Below are 19,630 nucleotides of genomic sequence, written 5' to 3'. Positions count from 1 at the left end.
GTTTTTGAATGAGACGGACATTTACAGCAAAGGAAAAAGCATCTGTTTTTGAACTGTGGAAGAACGGAACAGGCTTCAGTGAAATAGCTAATATCCTGGGTTCGAAACCAGGAACAATCTTCACTATGTTAAGAGATACTGGCGGCATAAAACCCAATGAGCGCAAGCGGGCTGTAGCTCACCTGACGCTGTCTGAGCGCGAGGAAATACGAGCCGGTTTGTCAGCCAAAATGAGCATTCGTGCGATAGCTACTGCGCTGAATCGTAGTCCTTCGACGATCTCACGTGAAGTTCAGCGTAATCGAGGCAGGCGCTATTACAAAGCTGTTGATGCTAATAACCGGGCCAGCAGGATGGCGAAAAGACCAAAACCGTGCTTACTGGATCAGAATTTACCGTTGCGAGAGCTTGTTCTGGAAAAGCTGGAGATGAAGTGGTCTCCTGAGCAAATATCAGGATGGTTAAGGCGAACGAAGCCGCGTCAAAAAACACTGCGAATATCACCGGAGACAATTTATAAAACGCTGTACTTTCGTAGCCGTGAAGCGCTACACCACCTGAATGTAAAGCATCTGCGCCGGTCGCATAGCCTTCGTCATGGCAGACGCCATACCCGCAAAGGTGAAAGAGGTACGATCAACATAGTGAACGGAACGCCAATTCACGAACGCTCCCGGCATATCGATAACAGACGCTCTCTGGGGCACTGGGAAGGCGATTTAGTATCAGGCACAAAAAACTCGCATATAGCCACACTTGTAGACCGAAAATCACGTTATACGATCATCCTTAGACTCAGGGGCAAAGATTCTTTCTCAGTGAATCAGGCTCTTACCGACAAATTCCTGAGCTTGCCGCCTGAACTCCGGCAATCACTGACATGGGACAGAGGAATGGAGCTGGCCAGGCATCTGGAATTTACTGGCAGCACCGGAGTTAAAGTTTACTTCTGCGATCCTCAGAGTCCCTGGCAGCGGGGAACAAACGAGAACACTAATGGGCTAATTAGACAGTACTTTCCCAAAAAGACATGCCTTGCCCAATATACTCAACATGAGTTGGATCAGGTTGCAGCTCAGCTAAACAACAGACCAAGAAAGACACTGAAGTTCAAAACACCGAAAGAGATAATTGAAAGGGGTGTTGCGTTGACAGATTGAATCTACAGCTACCAGTTATAAAAATAGCTCCAGCAGTGAGTTAAGGAATAGCTTCCCTTTCTCGGTAATCTGCCAATATTCCTCTGTTTCAATTAAGTACTCTTTTGCTAACGCCTCATTCAATTGCGGGCGAATAGTACTTTCAGCCAAGCCGGTAAAGTGATAAAAATCCGCACGCGGCGCAGCTTCCAACAAGCGGAAACGGTTCATAAAGAACTCAAAAGGCCGCTCGGCAGCTTCCACTTCATATTTCTTATCCAGGTATTTACCCTGCATGAACCCACGGGGATGTTTGGTCTTTATTGTGCGTAAGATTCGCCCGTCGCTAAAAGTGATTTTGCCGTGTGCGCCACAACCAATACCCAGATAATCGCCAAAGCGCCAGTAGTTAAGGTTGTGCTGGCACTGATAGCCTGGTTTGGCATAGGCCGAAGTTTCGTATTGCTGATACCCAGCGGCACTGAGTAACTGATGGCCTTGCTGGAAAATATCCCACAGCGCATCGTCATCTGGCAGAATCGGCGGCCGCGAACTGAAACCGGTATTCGGCTCGATAGTCAGCTGATACCAAGAGAGGTGAGGTGGGTTCAGCGTAATAGCCTGACGCAAATCGTCCAGTGCTTCCTCCAAAGTCTGATCGGGTAAGCCATGCATCAGATCCAGATTAAAACTGCGCAACTTCAACGAGGTTGCCAGCTCTGCTGCGCGTTTGGCCTCATCTGGCCCATGGATTCGCCCAAGGCGTGTTAACTTCTCTGCGCTAAAGCTTTGCACACCAATAGAGATACGATTGATACCGGCGCGTTGATAGCCACTGAAACGCTCGGCTTCTACTGCGCCGGGGTTGGCTTCCATGGTGATTTCAGCATCAGAAGCCACGGACAATCTGGCGCGTACGCCATCAAGTAACTGTTGCATTGCTTCGGCACTGAGCAAACTTGGAGTGCCACCGCCAATAAATATGGTGCTGATTTTACGCCCACTGACTAGCGGCGCGTCTACATCAAGGTCCGCCAATAAGTGTTCTACATATTCTTGATGGGGCACGTCGCCCTTCAGCGCATGAGAGTTAAAGTCACAGTAAGGGCACTTCTGCACACACCAGGGAATATGGATGTAGAGACTGAGCGGAGGTAATTTAAGCATTGCGCAGCGCATCCAACATCAGTTTTAGGGCTTGTCCACGATGGGATACCGCATGCTTCTCTTCACGGGTCAATTCTGCTGCGGTTTTGCCCAGTTCAGGCACATAGAATATAGGGTCATAGCCAAATCCAGCGGTACCGGCTGCCTGACGAGCAATCACTCCTGGCCATTGACCGTGGAATACCAGTGGTGTTGGATCATCACCATGGCGCATATAAACCAACACGCAATGGAATTGAGCGCTGCGCTGTTCATCGGGAACATCTTTCAGTGTCACCAGTAGCTTATCGAGGTTCTCCTGATCACTGGCGTCAGCACCCGCGAAACGTGCGGAGTAAATTCCAGGCGCACCGCCCAAAGCATCAACAGCCAAACCGGAGTCATCGGCGATAGCCGGCAAACCGGTGGTCTGTGCTGCATGGCGTGCTTTTAATATGGCGTTTTCGATAAAAGTTAAGCCAGTCTCTTCGGCAGACTCAACGCCCAGATCGGTTTGTGCGACAACATCTAAGCCGAAATCAGCGAGCAAGCTCGCCAGCTCACGCACTTTTCCGGGGTTACCGGTGGCTAATACTATTTTTTGCATGAATGAATCCTGAATTTTTAGCTGATACTTCTTGGTTGAGACTGAATGGTCTGACGGGGAAATATCACTCAAGCAGTACCGCAACTTCTGGCGGTATCTGTTGCGGATTGACAATTTTAACCTGCTTATGCCGCCCTAATTCGCCCTTTTCGATAATCACCTGGCTTTTAGCGACCCGGAACTGCTTAGCAATAAATTTGATCAGGTGGGTATTAGCTTGCCCATCAACGGGCGGGGCGGTAATGGCGACTTTCAATTCGTCGCCATGTAAACCGACAATCTGATCACGGCTGGCTTTCGGCTGAATATATAGCCTGAGTACCAGCCCGTCCAGCAAGGATGTTGCTGCACTCACAACATAACCCAAAGCTCGCCCAACATATCCATACCTAAGAAGTTGATCAGATACAGAATAAGAATAACCACCATCGCTGAAAAATCGATACCGCCCATGGCCGGTAAGATGCGACGAATCGGTGCCATTAAAGGTTCTGTTAGCTGATAAAGCAGGTAGTCCATTGGGCTGCGGCCCTGACTGACCCAGCTCATTAGCGCACGAATAATCATGATCCAGAAAATCAGATAACCAGCAGCTTTAAACAGCGCAATAACCCCAAACAGCAAATTATAAGGGCTGAGGGATATCGAACCGCTACCAATCAGTAATAACAGTGGGAACTTAATGGTCATCAATAAATACGCTAACAGCAGTGATGCACTGTCGATCGGCCCCATAGACGGAATAATCCGGCGCAGTGGACCCACTATTGGCTGCGTTATTTTCACCACAAATTGCGAAAACGGATTGTAAAAATCGCTGTGAACCCACTGCATCCAGATGCGCAACAGCAGTACCATCACATACAGGTCAATGACCGTTTTGGCCAGAAAAGTCAGCGTTAGCATGAGTTGCCTTCGTCCTTAATATTAGATATTCGCGTACATTACAGGCCCCTATCTTAACGAGAAAATATCAGGGCCAGTGTCGGTTTTTGTAAATTTGTCGCTGTTAGAACAGCTTTTCCATCTCAGTCGCTCGAACAATAGCAGCTTGCATGGCAGCGGCAACGGTTTCAGCTAAGTGTTGCTCATTAAATACCCGAATGGCCTCAGCCGTAGTCCCGCCTTTAGATGTCACTTGCTGGCGCAGTGTTGAGATCGGCAATTGTGGGTTGGCTTCCACCAGTGCAGTGGCACCAGACGCGGCTTGTTGTACCAGCAGACGGGCGGTTTCACTGTCAAAACCTAATCGCTCAGTTTCTTGTTGCATCGCTTCCATAAACAGGAAGAAATAGGCGGGCGCACTACCTGCTGCGGCAATCACACTGTTGATGCCATTTTCGTCATTCACCCAACAAACTTTACCCACCGAACTCATCAGTGCCGTAGTGAAGTCACGATCATCCTGTGACACCTGTTCTGGGGCATACAAGCCGCTCATCCCTTTCCCTATCAGTGACGGGGTGTTGGGCATAATACGCACCAGATTAAGTTTATCGCCTAATAGCGCATAGAAGCGCGCAACCTGAACACCCGCCGCAATGGAAAGCACCAGTTTGCCAGTGAAATCGACATTTGCCTGCAACGGCTGGCATACATCGGCCATTAATTGAGGCTTAACCGCCAAAATTACCACTTCGGCCTTCTGCGCCTCGGCGATATTATCATCACTACTGATAACACCAAACTCAGCGGCCAGAGCGTCACGATTTTTACCTGAAGGCGCACAAACGCTAATTTTTTTCGCGGGATAACCACCGGCAACTAAACCTGCAATAATAGCGCGAGCCATATTGCCCGCGCCGATGAATGTGATGTGGCGATGCTGCATTGAATATTTTCTCCTTACCCTTAGTACTTGAAGCCGCAGCGGTGTTAGCGGCACTCTTTCACCCGAATCACTTACTTGTGTAAGCTCATCGGGATTCATTCGTTTGCTGCCTTGCTGCGACTCCAATTACTTTGGGTAATTTATTTAGTACTTGAAGCCGCAGCGGTGTTAGCGACCTGTACTCTGGGTGATTACGCGCGGGCGCCAAAAATGGCGGTGCCAATACGCACTAATGTACTGCCGGCAGCAATGGCTGCCGGCATATCATCCGTCATACCCATAGAAAGCGTATCCATCTGAGGGTACAGGGCTTTTAAAGTCAAGAACGCCTGATTCATTTGCTCAAATACCGCCAGTTGCCGCTGATAATCAGTTTCGGGGGCTGGAATAGCCATCAGCCCACGTAAATGTATATTAGGCAGTTCGCTAATATTAGCCGCCAATGCGGGTAATTCCGCTAAGGCAATCCCTGATTTACTTTGCTCATCACTGATATTGACCTGGATCAGAACGTTCAGCGCGGGCATCTCTGCTGGGCGCTGGGCGCTCAATCGTTGTGCTATTTTTAGCCGATCAACGGTATGGCACCAGGCGAAATTTTCTGCCACTAAGCGGCTTTTATTGGATTGCAACGGGCCAATAAAGTGCCATTCAAGAGGAGGGTTCTGAGGCTTATTCGCAAAATAGTGGATTTTATCCACCCCCTCCTGCACATAGTTTTCACCAAAGGCATACTGCCCTGCCGCGATAGCTTCTTCGATAGCGGTCACAGGTTTGGTTTTACTCACTGCAAGCAAGGTAATTTCTTCTGGAGAACGTGCGCAACTACGTGAAACTGTTGCGATCCGTGCTCTGACATCCTGTAGATTCTGCTCAATTGTGCTCATATGGACCCAGGAGTTTGATATGGATTTCACCCGTCTGGATGATAAAAATTCAGCGCCGGATAACCCCGCATATGACGGTATAACGGCCAGATGCATTGATTTAGAAAATCCCGAAAGCACCAATGATGGCTTTAACGAACAGGATTTCGCAAATAAAGTGGCGGCTAGTGTAAATCATAATGCGTCAGATCTGCACCTTTGTACCGGTTATCACCCGGTATTGCGCATTGATGGTGAATTGAAAACCTTTACCCATTGGCCACGAATTCATGCTGGCTGGCTCAATGGGCTAAGTCAGCACTTATTGAGTGAGGCGCAGCAGAGGCGATTACAACACACAGGACAGGTGGATTGCGCCTACACCACTGGGGCGGGGCAAAGATTACGAGCAAATATTTTTCAGCAGCGGCAGGGGCAGTCAATCGCTTTCCGGCTTATTTCTGCGGTCTGTCCGTCACTGGCTGAATTAGACGCTCCAAACATCATTAGCCAGCTTATTGAGCAAGAGAATGGATTGATTCTGGTGACTGGTGCAACAGGTAGCGGTAAATCCACCACATTGAGTGCGATGATCAGTGCTATTAATCAGCAGCAGGCCCGCCATATCATCACACTTGAAGATCCGATCGAGTTTATTCATCGCAGCCAAACATCTTTGATCCAGCAACGGGAGCTGGGCAGTCATACTCACTCTTTCAGTAGTGCCTTGAGCGCAGCCCTGCGACAAGATCCCGATATCATCCTGCTGGGGGAATTACGGGATCAGGAGACGATCAGGTTAGCACTGACCGCCGCTGAGACCGGGCATCTGGTGTTAGCGACACTGCATACCCGCACCGCAACTCAGTCAATAGATCGGTTGGTGGATGTTTTCCCAGCGGCAGAGAAAACGATTATCCAGGCGCAGCTAGCGGCTAGCTTGCGGGCCGTCATCGCGCAAAAGTTGTGTCAAAAGAGTGGGGGCGGGCGTATTGCGGTGTTTGAAATACTGACACAAACCACCGCTGGTAGCCATTTGATTCGTGAAGGTAAAACCTATCAGCTACCGACAGTGATTCAGTCCGGCGGGCAATGGGGAATGCAGACCTTCGAGCAGAGTATCGCGCAGAGACAAAAAGAGGGAGCCTTGGCGATTGCGAGTTGAATGTCAGATCAACTGGATGGGCCGAGCAATGAGAGCCGCTAACACAGCAGCGGCTCCAAGCACGAAGGGTAAACTAGGCCGCAGGGATCTGCTGGGTAATACAGTGAATATTGCCACCCCCTAGCAGGATCTCGCGGGCAGGAACACCGACAATCGCGTAGCCAGGGAACATCTGCTGCAATAGATCCTGTGCCACACCGTCAGTGCGGCTATCCAGCAGAGGATAAATAATCTGCTGGTTACTGATCAGAAAATTGACATAAGAGCCTGCAAGCCGCTCGCCAGCGGTACGTGGCACGGCATCGCTGGACAGCACATCGAAAGTCTCTTCTTCGGTGTTATACAGCGGGCCGGGAGCGGGTAACTTCCAGATTTTCAGCTTACGGCCTTTGGCATCGACCGCATTGGATAGCACATCAAAAGCGGCAACCGAACGTGCGTACTGCGGGTCCTGCTGATCGTCGGTCCAATGCAGGGCGACTTCACCGGGGCGGACAAAGCAGCACATATTGTCGATGTGACCATCAGTCTCATCGTTATAAACGCCGTCTTGCAACCAGATGAAATGCGTGACGCCGAGATATTCACGCAGCAACTGCTCAATCTGCGCCTGATTCAGATGCGGATTGCGGTTTGGGTTTAGCAAACATTCAGCGGTGGTCAGCAAAGTACCTTCACCATCGGTATGAATGGAGCCGCCTTCTAGCACCAAAGGAGCGCTGTAATGAGCATTATTCAGGAAGTCACTCACCTGAGCGGCAACTTTTTCATCTTGCTGCCAGTCGCTATACAAGCCGCCGTTAAGGCCGCCCCAAGCGTTGAACTGCCAGTCAACAGCGCGGCGCTCACCAGCACCGTTGATGACCATGGTCGGGCCGGTATCACGCATCCAGGCATCATCGCTGGCCATTTCAACTAAGGTAGCACTGGCAGGCATGGTGGCTTTAGCCTGCGCCATAAACTCAGCAGGTACGCCCATAAACACTGGCGTAGTACGGCCGATGGCTTCGGCTACTTTGGCAAATGTCTGCTGAGCAGGGATACCTTTACCGCGCCAGTTATCCTGACGATAGGGCCATAGCATCCAGACGGCATCTTGCTTTGCCCATTCAGCAGGCATAAAGAAGCCGTCCTGTTGTGGCGTACCGGATAGTGCTTGTGACGCTGTACTTTGTAAAATCGTGTCTTGTGCAGACATAAATTATCTCCGGGTCTTGCCGTCAGAAGTGGCTAATGCCTGATACATTTCCGGGCGGCGATCGCGGAACAAGCCCCATGACGCGCGCTGCGCAGCGATTTCCTGCAAATCAAACTCATGTACCAAAATGGCTTCATCAGTTTTGTTCGCCTGAGCCAGCAGGGCACCGGTTTGGTCTGCAATGAAGGACGATCCGTAGAAGGTCATTTCCAGACCATCGATAAACTTGCTCTTCTCAGTGCCTATGCGGTTAGAGGCGATCACTGGGACCAAGTTCGCGGCAGCATGACCTTGCTGGACACGGGTCCAGTGTGGCTGACTATCAATTTCAGGGTAAGCTGGTTCTGAGCCGATAGCCGTTGGGTAGAAGATAATTTCTGCGCCGAGCAGCGCCAGACTACGAGCAGTTTCTGGGAACCACTGATCCCAGCAGATACCCACGCCAACTTTGGCATAACGGGTCTGCCAAACTTTAAAACCGGTATCCCCTGGGATAAAGAACTGTTTTTCCTGATAGGCCGGGCCATTTGGAATGTGAGTTTTGCGGTACACATCCATAACCGTGCCATCAGCATCAATCATGACTAGCGAGTTGTAATAGGCGTTATTGGCTTTCTCAAAGAAACTCAGTGGCAATACCACTTGCAGCTCAGCTGCAAGCTTGGAGAAGTGCTGGATCAACGGGCTATTATCCAGCTCTTGGGCCAGTGCATAGTGTTCCGGGCTTTGATCAATACAGAAATAAGGCGCGGCAAACAGCTCTTGAATCAGGATGATCTGCGCGCCTTTGGCGTGCGCCTGACGTACCAGTTTCTCGGCATTTTCAATGTTCTTAGGCAGGTCCCAAGAGCAGGCCATTTGAGTCGCAGCAACAGTCACTTTTGTCATGAGAAAACCTCAATAAATGTAAAAAACACCCGCATGGGGTGTGCAATATTTTGAGCCGCTGATTGGCATAAAGAGAGTATACAATTCCGTGGGCACCGGTGCCATGATATGCGCGGATGACCCAATCAGATCGTGGAAACACAAGGTAGATAACAGCTTCCAGCAAATAAAAAAATAGCCTATTTAGCCCGCTTGTTCATCAAACCAACTTTCCAGAATAATGACCGCAGAGGCGGCATCGACACTGCCTTTGTCCAGTGCGCGGTAGCCACCACTGTCAAACAAATTGGCGCGAGCCTCGACAGTGCTGAGGCGTTCATCCTGTAAGGCTATCTGTACACCAAAGCGGCCATGCAGGCGGTTGGCGAACCGACGAGCACGGGCGGTCAGCGGTTGCTCGGTGCCATCCATATTCAGCGGTAATCCGACCACCACTAAGTCAGGCTGCCACTCTTTCAGCAGTTTTTCGACTTTTTGCCAGTCCGGGGTACCGTCTTGAGCTTTAAATGAGGTCAGCGCTCTGGCAGTGCCGGTGACTTCCTGACCAATAGCCACGCCGATACTTTTGGTGCCAAAATCAAAGGCGACAATGGTGCGATTAGCCATTAAGCGTGTCCTGCTTGCGGTGCAATATTAAAAATATTGATACCCAGCTTGTTGGCAGCCGCTTGCCAGCGCTCAGTAATCGGAGTGTGGAATAGAATATCGGTATCCGCCTCAATAGTCAGCCATGCATTATCCAGCAACTCCTGCTCTAGCTGCCCCTGCTGCCAGCCCGCATAACCCAGTGCCACCAGCAGATTTTTAGGCTGATCTGGTGTGCCGAAGGTCTCCAACACATCTTTGGAGGTGGTTATCATGGTATCGGGTGAAATGGGGATACTGGAGCCGAAACCTTCCCGTGGCGAATGCAGGATAAACCCGCGATCTTCTGCCAACGGCCCGCCAGCCAATACTGGTTTATCCAGACGTATTGCGGGATCCCGTGGTGAAGGGCTGATTTTTAGTTTTTGCAACACAGTTTCGACCGTGAACTGCTCCATCGGCCGATTAATCACCAAACCCATGGCCCCCTCTTCGTTATGCTCACAGATATAGATAACCGAGCGCATAAATTGAGGGTCCTGAAGTGACGGCATAGCGATAAGAAAATGATGCTGTAAATTCATTATGTTATATAGAGGATTCGCTGAGTTAAGGGATGAACTGGTGTAAGTATGCGGATAAATGAGGATAAAGTCACGGCCCCCTTCGCCCTTGAAGCCGCAGGGTTGTTGGCTGCGCTCACTCACCCGAATCACTTACTTGAGTAAGCTCATCGGGATTTACTCTCTTGCCGCCTACCTGCAACTCCAATGGCTTTGGGGGCGCTTCGCCCTTGAAGCCGCAGGGTTGTTGGCTGCGCTCACTCACCCGAATCACTTACTTGAGTAAGCTCATCGGGATTTACTCTCTTGCCGCCTACCTGCAACTCCAATGGCTTTGGGGGCGCTTCGCCCTTGAAGCCGCAGGGTTGTTGGCTGCGCTCACTCACCCGAATCACTTACTTGAGTAAGCTCATCGGGATTTACTCTCTTGCCGCCTACCTGCAACTCCAATGGCTTTGGGGGAGCTTTGCCCTTGAAGCCGCAGGGTTGTTGGCTGCGCTCACTCACCCGAATCACTTACTTGAGTAAGCTCATCGGGATTTACTCTCTTGCCGCCTACCTGCAACTCCAATGGCTTTGGGGGCGCTTCGCCCTTGAAGCCGCAGGGTTGTTGGCTGCGCTCACTCACCCGAATCACTTACTTGAGTAAGCTCATCGGGATTTACTCTCTTGCCGCCTACCTGCAACTCCAATGGCTTTGGGGGCGCTTCGCCCTTGAAGCCGCAGGGTTGATGGCTGCGACTCCAAGTTTCTGGGGAGGGTATCGGGCTTATTTATTCGCTAATCGGACTTCAATGGCATCCATCAACATGCCGGTAATCGACACATCCGGGAAGGCGGCTTCAATTTCACGTATGCAGGTTGGGCTGGTGACGTTAATTTCAGTCAGGCGATCGCCGATAATATCCAAGCCGACAAAAATTAAGCCTTTTTGCTTCAATATCGGGGCAACTGCGCGGGCAATCTTCCAGTCACTCTCACTGAGTGGACGAGCTTCACCACGGCCACCAGCGGCCAGATTACCACGGGTTTCACCCTGCGCAGGGATACGCGCCAGGCAATAAGGCACTGGTTCGCCATCAACCACCAAGACACGTTTGTCACCTTCTTTGATGGCCGGCAGGAAGTTCTGCGCCATACAGAATCGGCTACCCAACTCGGTCAGTGTCTCAATGATCACTGACAGGTTAGGGTCATCTTGTTTCACGCGGAATATTGAGGCGCCACCCATGCCATCCAGTGGTTTCAGGATGATATCGCCGTGTTCCTGATGGAATTGACGGATATGATCTTTACTGCGGCTAACCAGCGTGTCCGGTGTCAAGTCAGCGAACCAAGCGGTAAACAGCTTCTCGTTGCAGTCACGTAGGCTCTGCGGCTTATTCACCACCAATGTTCCTTTATCTTCCGCGCGTTCCAGAATATAGGTGGCATAGATGAATTCAGTATCAAAAGGTGGATCTTTGCGCATCAGGATGACATCAAGGTCATGCAAGGGCAGGTCTTGCTCTGCACCAAAACTGAACCAGTCGTCTTTATCTTGCTTCACACTTAGCAGGCGGGTGCGGGCGCGGCCATCGCCGCCACGCATATAGAGGTCACCCATCTCCATGTAATGCAGTTCCCAACCACGGCGCTGTGCTTCCAATAGCATGGCGAAGCTGGAGTCTTTCTTGATATTAATGGACGTGATGGGGTCCATTACGATGCCGAGCTTGATCATTATTCTCTCCTAGTGGGAACGAATTTTATCCCAGATCGCCAAATCGCACCTGCAAAGCGGTGATTGCGGTAAGGGCAGTAGTTTCGGTACGCAGCACTCGCGGCCCTAGCAGGATATCAGTAAATCCAAGGCGCGAGGTCATGGCAATTTCATCGGCAGAGAGGCCGCCTTCCGGACCAATCAACAAACGCACTTTGTTGAGCGACGGGGGAAGGGTGTTAATGCTGTTGCTGGCGCGGGGATGCAGATTCAGCTTCAGGCTGTCATCCTGCTCTGCGCACCAGTCAGATAACTGCATCGCAGCACGGATTTCAGGGAGGATATTACGGCCGCACTGTTCGCAGGCAGCGATAGCAATTTTCTGCCACTGCTGGATTTTTTTCGCCAGACGCTCACCATCCAACTTTACACCGCAGCGCTCAGAAAACAGCGGAGTAATCACATTGACACCCAGTTCAATGGATTTTTGTACGGTAAACTCCATTTTTTCGCCACGGGAGATTACCTGGCCCAGATGCAGGTTAAGTGGTGATTCGCGATCTTCCAACAACCCTTCGGCAAGGCGGACAACCAGACTTTTTTTATCTACTCGGATGATTTCCGCGTCGAAAACCTGATTGCTGCCATCAAATAATTGCAGGCTTTGTCCTTCACCCATCCGGAGCACGCGGCCTACATGATTGGCGGCTTCATCACTCAGCGCAAGTTCGGTATTCGCCTGCAAGGGTTGCGGATGATAAATGCGGGGTATACGCATGGGTTGCCCTAAGTCCTGAAACGAAAACATACCGCGCAACTGATTGAGCCGCGCGAAATAAGTAAGTGCCTAAGGATACCAGAGGCAGGGAAGCATCAGCCAATCGAAAATATCGCCCATAGGGCAATCCTATTTATGAGGCGCATAGGGGATTCGGATTGATTGACCAATATACTAGATTAGCCCTTTCTCTGCTGGCAAGCCCGTTGTACATAAGGGTTATGATTCCCTTGGACTTTCGCGACTCGCTCGTCACGTAAACATTCCCAATTCGTCACTGGATATTGGCGGTCCCAAGCCTCAAACAACTTGCGTTGCTGGCTGGAGAGGCGCAGTTGATACTGCTCGTTCATATAAAAATAGGTCCGCGCGATAGCCCCGCGAGCACGGGTAGGTGGCTCTGCGGCCTTATTCTTAAAATCAACTTTCATCTCACACTGACCATATTGGCCGTTGCCGCCATTCCATTGGGAATACATGAAATTATTGCGGTCACCATTCACTTCGCCAATAGCAGGTTGCAGATTGTGTAGATCGGTTTCTATCTGTCGATAGACCGGGTCTTTGGCGCAGTTTTTGCGGCCACCTTGTTGCCAGCATTGGCGCTGATGACCAAATTGCCAGGCCGGAACCACATGTTCCCACTCAATTCGGGCGGCTCGTTGGGCATTTTTTCTGGCTTGATAACCGCAGCTCTTCAGGTCTGGAACCCCTTTTTTACCTTGCCAGTCAATTTTGCAGCCACAGTAAAAACTGCCAGGCGCATCTTGGTTAATTTTCGCGGCAACCGCTTTGGCCTGTGAGAAGTTATTGATGCTTTGACTGTAGACCGTCAGTGGAAGCAGAGGGGAGGAAAAAATTATCAGGAACAGAAGGTTGCGTAACATATCTCAAAAACGGCCCGATGATGAAAAGCAGGCAGGTTATAGATATTATTTATGGATAGCAAGTTAACACGCTGTTTTATAACAAGTAACGAGAAATTCTAACAGCTTTTCACCGCGATAAATTGTAACTTTTCACCACACTGACGGCAGCGGTATTCGCTCTCACCGCGTTGCACTTTATTGTGGCGGCGAATGGTTAAGGCATGTTGCTGGCATTTGCACTGATAATTGAAGGTCTTGCTGCGCACCGAGGCTACTTCAAACTGATGGGTGCGGCTGGCCGGGACTTGCAATACTTGCTCCATCATCCAGCGCCACTCTTTGCCATGGGGGGGCACTCGACCAAATTGGCGATAAACCAGCAGGTGGGCCAGTTCATGAGGCACCACTTCATCGATAAATGATTGCTGATTTTCCAGTAGTAATACTGGATTTAGGCGAATTTCAAAGGTTTGTAGATAGGCACTGCCCGCGCTAGTCCCACGTTGATAATAGTTGATTTTTGGCTCCGGATAAGCGGTGCCAAGGTGCTGATTCGCCAGCTGCAATTTGTTGCGTAGACAGCGCATAACGGCTTGTTGTAACGCGATGGGGATTCTTAGTGCACTCATATGGCGGAAGAATAAAACGGCAGATACCCAGATGCAAGTCAGTCGACAGGGCTATTTTTCAGTAGATCATTATGTAAAAAAATATAATATAAAAGTATATAATAAAGAAAAACATTCGGAGGTCACATGAGTGACGATAAAACGATCAACGTGGATCTGATGAGACAGGCGGCAGCCCAAGCTTGTGACCTATTACGAGTGCTGGCCAATGAGGATCGATTGCTACTCTTATGCCAACTGAGCCAGGGAGAGAAAGCGGTCGGCGAGTTGGAGGCCGCGTTAGGTATTCGACAACCGACGTTATCTCAACAGTTGGGCGTGTTGCGCAGTGATGGGTTAGTCAGTACTCGCCGTGACGGCAAGCGGATATTTTACTCGATCGCCGATAGCAAGATATTGGCACTGCTTGAGGTGCTTTATCAGCTTTATTGCCCACAACAGCAGGAGGGCGTATGACTATCGATTGGGCTAATTTCACCCCTTACAGTGCATTGGTGGGTGGCGCGTTATTGGGTATCGCCGCGACTGTTTTATGGTTATGGAATGGCCGAATTGCCGGTATCAGCGGCATTCTTGGCGGCTTGCTGCAGCCCAAAACTGGGGATGTTGCCTGGCGTGCGGCTTTCATTATCGGCCTGATTATTTCTCCTTTGGCTTATTCGCGATTCACCGAATTGCCCAGGATTGAGATTGATGCGGGATTACCGCTATTGATTGTGGCTGGTCTGCTGGTGGGTATCGGCACGCGCTATGGTGCAGGGTGTACCAGTGGGCACGGTGTTTGTGGGCTCGCGCGTTTTTCCCTGCGTTCATTAGCGGCGACACTGAGTTTTATGTTTACCGGTTTCATTACTGTATGGCTTGTTCGGCATCTATTCGTCTAGTAAATAAGCTGACTTAGGAAGGGAATATGAATTTACTTTTCTCATTGCTGGCGGGGCTGCTTTTCGGGCTGGGTCTGATTGTTGCGGGCATGGCGAATCCAGCAAAAGTATTGGGTTTTCTCGATATTAGCAGACAGTGGGACCCCTCGCTGGGATTGGTGATGGCGGCCGCGGTGTTGGTTGCCACTATTGGTTTTGGTTGGGCGAAAAAGCGCGGCGTTAGTTTGCTTGGGCAACCATTACAATGGCCAACATCCACCCATATCGATCGGCGTTTAATCGGCGGTAGCCTGTTATTCGGCATAGGTTGGGGATTAGCGGGGATCTGTCCGGGGCCTGCTCTGGTGTTGTTGGGGGCAGGGATGATCAAGGGAATCATATTTGTGGCCGCGATGCTGCTAGGAATGGCACTCTTCAGTTTGATCGAAAGATATCGGCAGCGATAAAAGCAGTGCGCATAAAAAACCCCGGCCAGCGGGGTTTTTACAGTTCGAATCTTCTGGACTAAAACTTATTTCAGGCCCGCAGCATCACGCAGTATTGCGGCTTTGTCGGTTTTTTCCCAAGGGAACTCTTCGCGACCAAAGTGACCATAGGCGGCGGTTGCTTGATAGATCGGGTGCAGCAGATCCAGCATTTGGATCAGGCCATAAGGGCGCAGTTCGAAGAACTCACGCACTAGGGTAATCAGTTGATCCTCAGAGACTTTCCCCGTACCGAATGTTTCCACCATGATAGAGGTCGGCTCTGCCACGCCAATGGCGTAGGACACCTGAATCTCACAGCGGTCAGCCAGACCTGCGGCAACGATATTCTTCGCGACATAACGGGCAGCATAAGCGGCTGAGCGGTCAACTTTAGAGGGATCTTTACCTGAGAATGCACCGCCACCATGACGTGCCATGCCGCCGTAGGTATCAACGATGATTTTACGTCCGGTCAAACCACAGTCGCCCATTGGGCCACCGATAACGAAACGACCCGTTGGGTTGATATGATATTTGGTATTTGCAGTGAGCCATTCGGCTGGCAGAACCGGCTTGATGATCTCTTCCATCACCGCTTCTTGTAAATCTTTCAGGCTGATATCTTCTGAGTGCTGAGTCGACAGCACTACCGCATCAATACCGACAATTTTGCCATCGTCATACTGGAAGGTAACCTGGCTCTTTGCATCTGGGCGCAGCCATGGCAAGGTGCCATTTTTACGCACCGCTGCCTGACGCTCAACCAAACGGTGAGCATAGGTAATGGGGGCTGGCATTAATACGCTAGTTTCGTTAGTGGCATAGCCAAACATCAGGCCCTGATCACCCGCGCCTTGTTCCAGCGGATCTGCACGGTCAACACCTTGATTAATATCAGGAGATTGCTTACCGATGGCGCTTAAAACGGCACAAGAGTTAGCATCAAAACCCATCTCAGAATTGACATAACCGATTTCGCGCACAGTACGACGGGTGATCTCTTCGATATCTACCCATGCGTTAGTGGTGACTTCACCGCCAACCAATACCATACCCGTTTTGACATAGGTCTCGCAGGCAACACGTGCTTTTGGGTCTTGCTCAAGAATTGCGTCAAGTACGGCGTCTGAAATCTGATCAGCAATTTTGTCCGGATGCCCTTCAGAGACAGATTCCGACGTAAATAAGTGTTTAGCCATTATTTTCTTTACCTTGAATACAAGTGAAATGTCACTGCATAGCGTGTGAGTTCAACAGCAGAAAGTGGCGTTTACACCGACTTTTTGCGATTTTGCTCCGAACAACGCCCCTTTAGGCAAAGCCTTTAGCAGTCTATCAATTGAGAAACCGTTAGCGTTGATAACGTAACGGGTATTATAGCAATTAAAATCTATGGATGTATTAACATCTAGACGTCTATTTTAGGCCAAATTTTGCCCTTAATGCCAGCGCTTTTTGCATCAAGATATTTCTTGTTTCGGTTGTCCCTCAGTTTATTTACCGCTTGATACAGTTACGGGCTATTTTCATTTTGCATTTTGCCCTCGTTATAGGTATAAACTGCGCGCGCAGCTTATTTGATACGCAATGATGAAGATGGCAGAAGATGACATTCGCTCATTGCTCAATTTTTAGTGTTTTGCACTCAGTGAGGGGCTCTCAATATTGTTGGGCGCATCACTGTAGATGAGCACTTAAATGGCGGCGTCATCAAACTGTGACCTAAATTGTCTATTAATAAAGTCTTGTCCGTTCATTGTGAGCGGCATGCGTGGAGGTGGTTGGATTAATGATCCGTTGTCTACTGGTTGCTGCACATCAACAGCTGCGTCGTTCTGACGTTCAATCCCCCCTTGCAACCTTCCTTTCTTGTACACCATCAACCCGATGTTACACCCATATGGGTGCGACTCAGGATTCGCGGGCAGGTTAATCACCGCCTGAAGCACTGAATCCGAGTAGCCTGACGACTTTGCGGCTAATCCGATTCACAAAATCTCAATACGTATTTACAGTCAAACGTATTTTACATTTAAACGTGTTTTACCCTTTGGGTAATGAATAGCTGAGTGATAAACCGCTCGTGGATAGCGCTTTCCAGCGTATTATCCTGCCAATTTGGCATTCACGCGGGTTGTCCTTGCAGGTTGTAGCTGCGATAGTGGCTGACTTTATCGTCAGTATCGCAATAGAGGCGAATTATGTCTGATGATAACTTGATTGGCCGTCCGTCAGCTGCGGGCGCACATGTTTCTTTACGCTCCATGCAGGAGGTTGCCATGAATGATCGTAATGCCAGCAAGATGCTGAGCACGTATAACGTCGCCTATTGGGGTGGCAACTATTATGACGTCAATGAGTTGGGTCATATCAGTGTTTGCCCTGATCCCGATGTTCGTGAAGCTCGTGTCGATTTGGCACAACTGGTCAAAGGAATGCAGCTTGAACAGGGGCAGCGCCTGCCTGCGTTATTCTGTTTCCCACAAATTTTGCAACACCGCCTGCGCTCAATTAACGGTGCGTTTAAACGTGCGCGTGAATCCTTTGGTTATGAGGGCGATTACTTCCTGGTTTACCCGATTAAGGTCAACCAGCATCGCCGGGTCATTGAGTCCTTAGTGAGTTCTGGCGAGCCGTTAGGGCTGGAAGCCGGTTCTAAAGCAGAAATGATGGCGGTTCTGGCCCATGCCGGTATGACCCGTTCGGTCATCGTCTGTAATGGCTATAAAGACCGTGAATATATCCGTCTGGCATTAATCGGTGAAAAGCTGGGCCATAAGGTTTATCTGGTTATCGAAAAGATGTCAGAAATCAAAATGGTACTGGAAGAAGCCGAGCGCCTAAATGTGGTGCCGCGCTTGGGTGTCCGTGCGCGTTTGGCGTCACAAGGCTCCGGTAAGTGGCAGGCCAGTGGTGGTGAAAAATCCAAATTTGGTTTATCGGCCACTCAGGTGCTGCAACTGGTTGATATGCTGCGTGAGGCCAACAGTCTGGAAAGCCTGCAATTATTGCATTTCCATTTGGGTTCTCAGCTGTCCAACATCCGTGATATCTCTACTGGCGTGCGTGAATCAGCGCGTTTCTATGTAGAGCTACACAAATTGGGTGTCAATATCCAGTGCTTCGATGTGGGTGGTGGTCTGGGTGTGGATTACGAAGGGACGCGCTCTCAATCCGATTGCTCGGTTAACTATGGCTTGAATGAATATGCCAATAACGTTATCTGGGGTATCGGTGATGCCTGTAATGAGCATGGTCTGCCGCATCCTACCGTCATCACTGAGTCTGGTCGCGCCGTTACTGCGCATCACACGGTGCTGGTCTCCAATGTTATCGGCGTAGAACGTAATGAGTTCAACGAGCCACTGGCACCCGCTGCCGATGCACCACGCGCGCTGGAAAGCCTGTGGGATACTTGGCTGGAAATGCAGGAGCCAGAAAATCGTCGCTCGCTGCGCGAATGGTTGCACGATAGCCAGATGGATTTGCACGATGTTCATACTCAATACGCTCACGGTATGTTGGATCTGAAGCAACGGGCATGGGCTGAAGAGCTGTATTTGAGCATTTGCAATGATATCCAAAAGCAGCTGGACCCGAGCAACCGTGCGCACCGGCCCATTATTGATGAGCTGCAAGAGCGTATGGCTGACAAGCTGTATGTTAACTTCTCGCTGTTCCAATCAATGCCGGATGCATGGGGCATTGATCAGCTGTTCCCAGTTTTGCCATTGGAAGGTTTAGATAAGCCACCAGAACGTCGTGCGGTGTTGCTGGACATCACTTGTGATTCCGATGGTACCATCGACCACTATATCGATGGTGATGGGGTAGCAACCACTATGCCTATGCCGCCATATGATGCAGAAAACCCGCCACTGTTGGGCTTCTTTATGGTCGGCGCTTATCAGGAAATTCTGGGCAATATGCACAACCTGTTCGGTGATACGGCAGCCGTTGATGTGTATGTCTTCCCTGATGGCACGGTTGAAGTTGAGCAAACCGATGAGGGCGATACCGTCGCAGATATGCTGGAGTACGTTCAACTGAATCCAGAGAAGCTGCTGGCTCATTTCCGCGATCAAGTGAAAGAAACTGATCTGGACACCGAGCTGCAAGCACAGTTTATGGAAGAGTTTGAAGCAGGTCTGTACGGCTATACCTACCTCGAAGACGAGTAACATCTTGTTTTATGATGATTTAAGGGTGAACTTCGGTTCGCCCTTTTTTGTTTGTGCGCTCGCTGGTAATTAACCCAATCTCAACCACACTCATATTAATGGTTTTAATCGTGACTAGGCGAACAACATGGG

The 19,630-nt window shown here is 50.1% G+C and carries 26 protein-coding genes; 11 read left to right on the top strand and 15 right to left on the bottom strand.

From position 1 onward, the window contains the following. The first annotated feature begins 8 nt into the window (after positions 1-8). Positions 9-1,160: an IS30 family transposase gene (locus tag ACZ76_RS05335; protein WP_048617478.1), complete on the top strand. Its 1,152-nt coding sequence runs from the start codon at positions 9-11 to the stop codon at positions 1,158-1,160. Between the two features lie 15 nt (positions 1,161-1,175). On the opposite strand, the gene hemW is transcribed toward ACZ76_RS05335, so the two are convergent. From hemW to ACZ76_RS05305, 6 genes are all read right to left on the bottom strand, one after another. After that, positions 1,176-2,306 (bottom strand): radical SAM family heme chaperone HemW, encoded by a 1,131-nt coding sequence (gene hemW, locus ACZ76_RS05330; RefSeq protein WP_048617475.1) that lies wholly within the window; start codon positions 2,304-2,306, stop codon positions 1,176-1,178. Continuing rightward, a complete protein-coding gene (locus ACZ76_RS05325; RefSeq protein ID WP_048617473.1) occupies positions 2,299-2,892 on the bottom strand; it encodes an XTP/dITP diphosphatase in 594 nt (197 codons plus the stop codon). The genes hemW and ACZ76_RS05325 overlap by 8 nt, the downstream gene beginning before the upstream one ends. Positions 2,893-2,956: 64 nt before the next feature. Next, positions 2,957-3,247 carry a DUF167 family protein YggU gene (gene yggU, locus ACZ76_RS05320; RefSeq protein ID WP_048617471.1) on the bottom strand — a complete coding sequence of 97 codons (291 nt, stop codon included), beginning with the start codon at positions 3,245-3,247 and terminating at the stop codon, positions 2,957-2,959. Continuing rightward, positions 3,244-3,798 (bottom strand): YggT family protein, encoded by a 555-nt coding sequence (locus ACZ76_RS05315; protein ID WP_048617469.1) that lies wholly within the window; start codon positions 3,796-3,798, stop codon positions 3,244-3,246. Before ACZ76_RS05315 ends, yggU begins: the two co-directional genes overlap by 4 nt. A gap of 103 nt (positions 3,799-3,901) precedes the next feature. Further along, positions 3,902-4,723: a pyrroline-5-carboxylate reductase gene (proC, locus tag ACZ76_RS05310; protein WP_048617467.1), complete on the bottom strand. Its 822-nt coding sequence runs from the start codon at positions 4,721-4,723 to the stop codon at positions 3,902-3,904. Between the two features lie 191 nt (positions 4,724-4,914). Further along, positions 4,915-5,610 carry a YggS family pyridoxal phosphate-dependent enzyme gene (locus tag ACZ76_RS05305; protein WP_048617465.1) on the bottom strand — a complete coding sequence of 232 codons (696 nt, stop codon included), beginning with the start codon at positions 5,608-5,610 and terminating at the stop codon, positions 4,915-4,917. Between the two features lie 19 nt (positions 5,611-5,629). Here ACZ76_RS05305 and ACZ76_RS05300 point away from each other — a divergent pair, with 19 nt between their 5' ends. After that, complete coding sequence (locus ACZ76_RS05300) at positions 5,630-6,754, top strand: type IV pilus twitching motility protein PilT (RefSeq protein ID WP_048617463.1); 1,125 nt, start codon at positions 5,630-5,632, stop codon at positions 6,752-6,754. Between the two features lie 73 nt (positions 6,755-6,827). Here ACZ76_RS05300 and aguA read toward each other — a convergent pair whose 3' ends face one another. The 4 genes from aguA to ACZ76_RS05280 all read right to left on the bottom strand — a co-directional run bounded on the left by aguA (position 6,828) and on the right by ACZ76_RS05280 (position 10,009). Further along, a complete protein-coding gene (gene aguA, locus ACZ76_RS05295) occupies positions 6,828-7,952 on the bottom strand; it encodes an agmatine deiminase (RefSeq protein WP_048617461.1) in 1,125 nt (374 codons plus the stop codon). A gap of 3 nt (positions 7,953-7,955) precedes the next feature. Continuing rightward, positions 7,956-8,840, bottom strand: coding sequence for an N-carbamoylputrescine amidase (aguB, locus tag ACZ76_RS05290; protein ID WP_048617460.1), 885 nt, complete (start codon positions 8,838-8,840; stop codon positions 7,956-7,958). Positions 8,841-9,023: 183 nt separating this feature from the next. Next, on the bottom strand, positions 9,024-9,446 hold the full coding sequence (ruvX, locus tag ACZ76_RS05285; protein ID WP_005157116.1) for a Holliday junction resolvase RuvX: 423 nt from the start codon (positions 9,444-9,446) through the stop codon (positions 9,024-9,026). Then, entirely contained in the window at positions 9,446-10,009 is a 564-nt protein-coding gene (locus ACZ76_RS05280) for a YqgE/AlgH family protein (RefSeq protein ID WP_048620194.1), read from the bottom strand. Before ACZ76_RS05280 ends, ruvX begins: the two co-directional genes overlap by 1 nt. Before the next feature lie 136 nt (positions 10,010-10,145). Between ACZ76_RS05280 and ACZ76_RS19645 the strand changes: the two genes are divergently transcribed. Genes ACZ76_RS19645 through ACZ76_RS19630 form a run of 4 tightly spaced genes read left to right on the top strand, consistent with a single transcriptional unit; the run spans position 10,146 to position 10,637 of the window. Further along, on the top strand, positions 10,146-10,274 hold the full coding sequence (locus tag ACZ76_RS19645; protein ID WP_268802081.1) for a hypothetical protein: 129 nt from the start codon (positions 10,146-10,148) through the stop codon (positions 10,272-10,274). Then, positions 10,267-10,395 carry a hypothetical protein gene (locus tag ACZ76_RS19640; RefSeq protein WP_268802081.1) on the top strand — a complete coding sequence of 43 codons (129 nt, stop codon included), beginning with the start codon at positions 10,267-10,269 and terminating at the stop codon, positions 10,393-10,395. The genes ACZ76_RS19645 and ACZ76_RS19640 overlap by 8 nt, the downstream gene beginning before the upstream one ends. Further along, the gene (locus ACZ76_RS19635; protein WP_261371273.1) at positions 10,388-10,516 is read left to right on the top strand and encodes a hypothetical protein; all 129 of its coding nucleotides are present in this window, start codon (positions 10,388-10,390) and stop codon (positions 10,514-10,516) included. Before ACZ76_RS19640 ends, ACZ76_RS19635 begins: the two co-directional genes overlap by 8 nt. After that, positions 10,509-10,637, top strand: a complete 129-nt coding sequence (locus ACZ76_RS19630) for a hypothetical protein (protein ID WP_268802081.1) — start codon at positions 10,509-10,511, stop codon at positions 10,635-10,637. Before ACZ76_RS19635 ends, ACZ76_RS19630 begins: the two co-directional genes overlap by 8 nt. A 120-nt stretch (positions 10,638-10,757) precedes the next feature. Here the strand turns inward: ACZ76_RS19630 and gshB are convergent, their stop codons facing one another. The 4 genes from gshB to ACZ76_RS05260 form a co-directional block, all read right to left on the bottom strand. After that, a complete protein-coding gene (gene gshB, locus ACZ76_RS05275; RefSeq protein ID WP_048617457.1) occupies positions 10,758-11,711 on the bottom strand; it encodes a glutathione synthase in 954 nt (317 codons plus the stop codon). A gap of 25 nt (positions 11,712-11,736) precedes the next feature. Continuing rightward, the gene (rsmE, locus tag ACZ76_RS05270; RefSeq protein WP_048617455.1) at positions 11,737-12,468 is read right to left on the bottom strand and encodes a 16S rRNA (uracil(1498)-N(3))-methyltransferase; all 732 of its coding nucleotides are present in this window, start codon (positions 12,466-12,468) and stop codon (positions 11,737-11,739) included. A 179-nt stretch (positions 12,469-12,647) separates the two neighbouring features. After that, entirely contained in the window at positions 12,648-13,355 is a 708-nt protein-coding gene (endA, locus tag ACZ76_RS05265; protein ID WP_048617453.1) for a deoxyribonuclease I, read from the bottom strand. Positions 13,356-13,453: 98 nt separating this feature from the next. Next, positions 13,454-13,966, bottom strand: a complete 513-nt coding sequence (locus ACZ76_RS05260) for a SprT family zinc-dependent metalloprotease (protein WP_048617451.1) — start codon at positions 13,964-13,966, stop codon at positions 13,454-13,456. A 126-nt stretch (positions 13,967-14,092) separates the two neighbouring features. On the opposite strand from ACZ76_RS05260, the gene ACZ76_RS05255 reads away from it, so the two are divergent. From ACZ76_RS05255 to ACZ76_RS05245, 3 genes are read left to right on the top strand one after another with little or no spacing between them, the layout of a single operon-like run. Next, positions 14,093-14,422: an ArsR/SmtB family transcription factor gene (locus ACZ76_RS05255; protein ID WP_048617449.1), complete on the top strand. Its 330-nt coding sequence runs from the start codon at positions 14,093-14,095 to the stop codon at positions 14,420-14,422. Next, entirely contained in the window at positions 14,419-14,850 is a 432-nt protein-coding gene (locus ACZ76_RS05250; RefSeq protein WP_048617447.1) for a YeeE/YedE family protein, read from the top strand. The genes ACZ76_RS05255 and ACZ76_RS05250 overlap by 4 nt, the downstream gene beginning before the upstream one ends. 26 nt (positions 14,851-14,876) lie before the next feature. Then, complete coding sequence (locus ACZ76_RS05245; protein WP_048617445.1) at positions 14,877-15,296, top strand: YeeE/YedE family protein; 420 nt, start codon at positions 14,877-14,879, stop codon at positions 15,294-15,296. A 65-nt stretch (positions 15,297-15,361) separates the two neighbouring features. On the opposite strand, the gene metK is transcribed toward ACZ76_RS05245, so the two are convergent. Beyond that, the gene (gene metK, locus ACZ76_RS05240; protein WP_048617442.1) at positions 15,362-16,516 is read right to left on the bottom strand and encodes a methionine adenosyltransferase; all 1,155 of its coding nucleotides are present in this window, start codon (positions 16,514-16,516) and stop codon (positions 15,362-15,364) included. Positions 16,517-17,106: 590 nt separating this feature from the next. On the opposite strand from metK, the gene ACZ76_RS19790 reads away from it, so the two are divergent. Continuing rightward, complete coding sequence (locus ACZ76_RS19790; protein ID WP_155409025.1) at positions 17,107-17,250, top strand: hypothetical protein; 144 nt, start codon at positions 17,107-17,109, stop codon at positions 17,248-17,250. Positions 17,251-17,518: 268 nt separating this feature from the next. Continuing rightward, positions 17,519-19,498, top strand: coding sequence for a biosynthetic arginine decarboxylase (gene speA / locus ACZ76_RS05235; RefSeq protein WP_048617440.1), 1,980 nt, complete (start codon positions 17,519-17,521; stop codon positions 19,496-19,498). Positions 19,499-19,630: the final 132 nt, after the last annotated feature.

It is taken from the genome of Yersinia aleksiciae (assembly GCF_001047675.1).
Taxonomy (GTDB): domain Bacteria; phylum Pseudomonadota; class Gammaproteobacteria; order Enterobacterales; family Enterobacteriaceae; genus Yersinia; species Yersinia aleksiciae.
Note: the sequence above shows the minus strand (reverse complement) of the source record. Positions and strands in the feature narration are given on the sequence as shown.

Bases quoted from the DNA above. Each gene is read 5' to 3' on its own strand.
- ACZ76_RS05335 (WP_048617478.1), top strand. From the start codon at position 9: ATGAGACGGACATTTACAGCAAAGGAAAAAGCATCTGTTTTTGAACTG.
- hemW (WP_048617475.1), bottom strand. From the start codon at position 2,306: ATGCTTAAATTACCTCCGCTCAGTCTCTACATCCATATTCCCTGGTGT.
- ACZ76_RS05325 (WP_048617473.1), bottom strand. From the start codon at position 2,892: ATGCAAAAAATAGTATTAGCCACCGGTAACCCCGGAAAAGTGCGTGAG.
- ACZ76_RS05315 (WP_048617469.1), bottom strand. From the start codon at position 3,798: ATGCTAACGCTGACTTTTCTGGCCAAAACGGTCATTGACCTGTATGTG.
- proC (WP_048617467.1), bottom strand. From the start codon at position 4,723: ATGCAGCATCGCCACATCACATTCATCGGCGCGGGCAATATGGCTCGC.
- ACZ76_RS05305 (WP_048617465.1), bottom strand. From the start codon at position 5,610: ATGAGCACAATTGAGCAGAATCTACAGGATGTCAGAGCACGGATCGCA.
- ACZ76_RS05300 (WP_048617463.1), top strand. From the start codon at position 5,630: ATGGATTTCACCCGTCTGGATGATAAAAATTCAGCGCCGGATAACCCC.
- aguA (WP_048617461.1), bottom strand. From the start codon at position 7,952: ATGTCTGCACAAGACACGATTTTACAAAGTACAGCGTCACAAGCACTA.
- aguB (WP_048617460.1), bottom strand. From the start codon at position 8,840: ATGACAAAAGTGACTGTTGCTGCGACTCAAATGGCCTGCTCTTGGGAC.
- ruvX (WP_005157116.1), bottom strand. From the start codon at position 9,446: ATGGCTAATCGCACCATTGTCGCCTTTGATTTTGGCACCAAAAGTATC.
- ACZ76_RS05280 (WP_048620194.1), bottom strand. From the start codon at position 10,009: ATGAATTTACAGCATCATTTTCTTATCGCTATGCCGTCACTTCAGGAC.
- gshB (WP_048617457.1), bottom strand. From the start codon at position 11,711: ATGATCAAGCTCGGCATCGTAATGGACCCCATCACGTCCATTAATATC.
- rsmE (WP_048617455.1), bottom strand. From the start codon at position 12,468: ATGCGTATACCCCGCATTTATCATCCGCAACCCTTGCAGGCGAATACC.
- endA (WP_048617453.1), bottom strand. From the start codon at position 13,355: ATGTTACGCAACCTTCTGTTCCTGATAATTTTTTCCTCCCCTCTGCTT.
- ACZ76_RS05260 (WP_048617451.1), bottom strand. From the start codon at position 13,966: ATGAGTGCACTAAGAATCCCCATCGCGTTACAACAAGCCGTTATGCGC.
- ACZ76_RS05255 (WP_048617449.1), top strand. From the start codon at position 14,093: ATGAGTGACGATAAAACGATCAACGTGGATCTGATGAGACAGGCGGCA.
- ACZ76_RS05250 (WP_048617447.1), top strand. From the start codon at position 14,419: ATGACTATCGATTGGGCTAATTTCACCCCTTACAGTGCATTGGTGGGT.
- ACZ76_RS05245 (WP_048617445.1), top strand. From the start codon at position 14,877: ATGAATTTACTTTTCTCATTGCTGGCGGGGCTGCTTTTCGGGCTGGGT.
- metK (WP_048617442.1), bottom strand. From the start codon at position 16,516: ATGGCTAAACACTTATTTACGTCGGAATCTGTCTCTGAAGGGCATCCG.
- ACZ76_RS19790 (WP_155409025.1), top strand. From the start codon at position 17,107: ATGATCCGTTGTCTACTGGTTGCTGCACATCAACAGCTGCGTCGTTCT.
- speA (WP_048617440.1), top strand. From the start codon at position 17,519: ATGTCTGATGATAACTTGATTGGCCGTCCGTCAGCTGCGGGCGCACAT.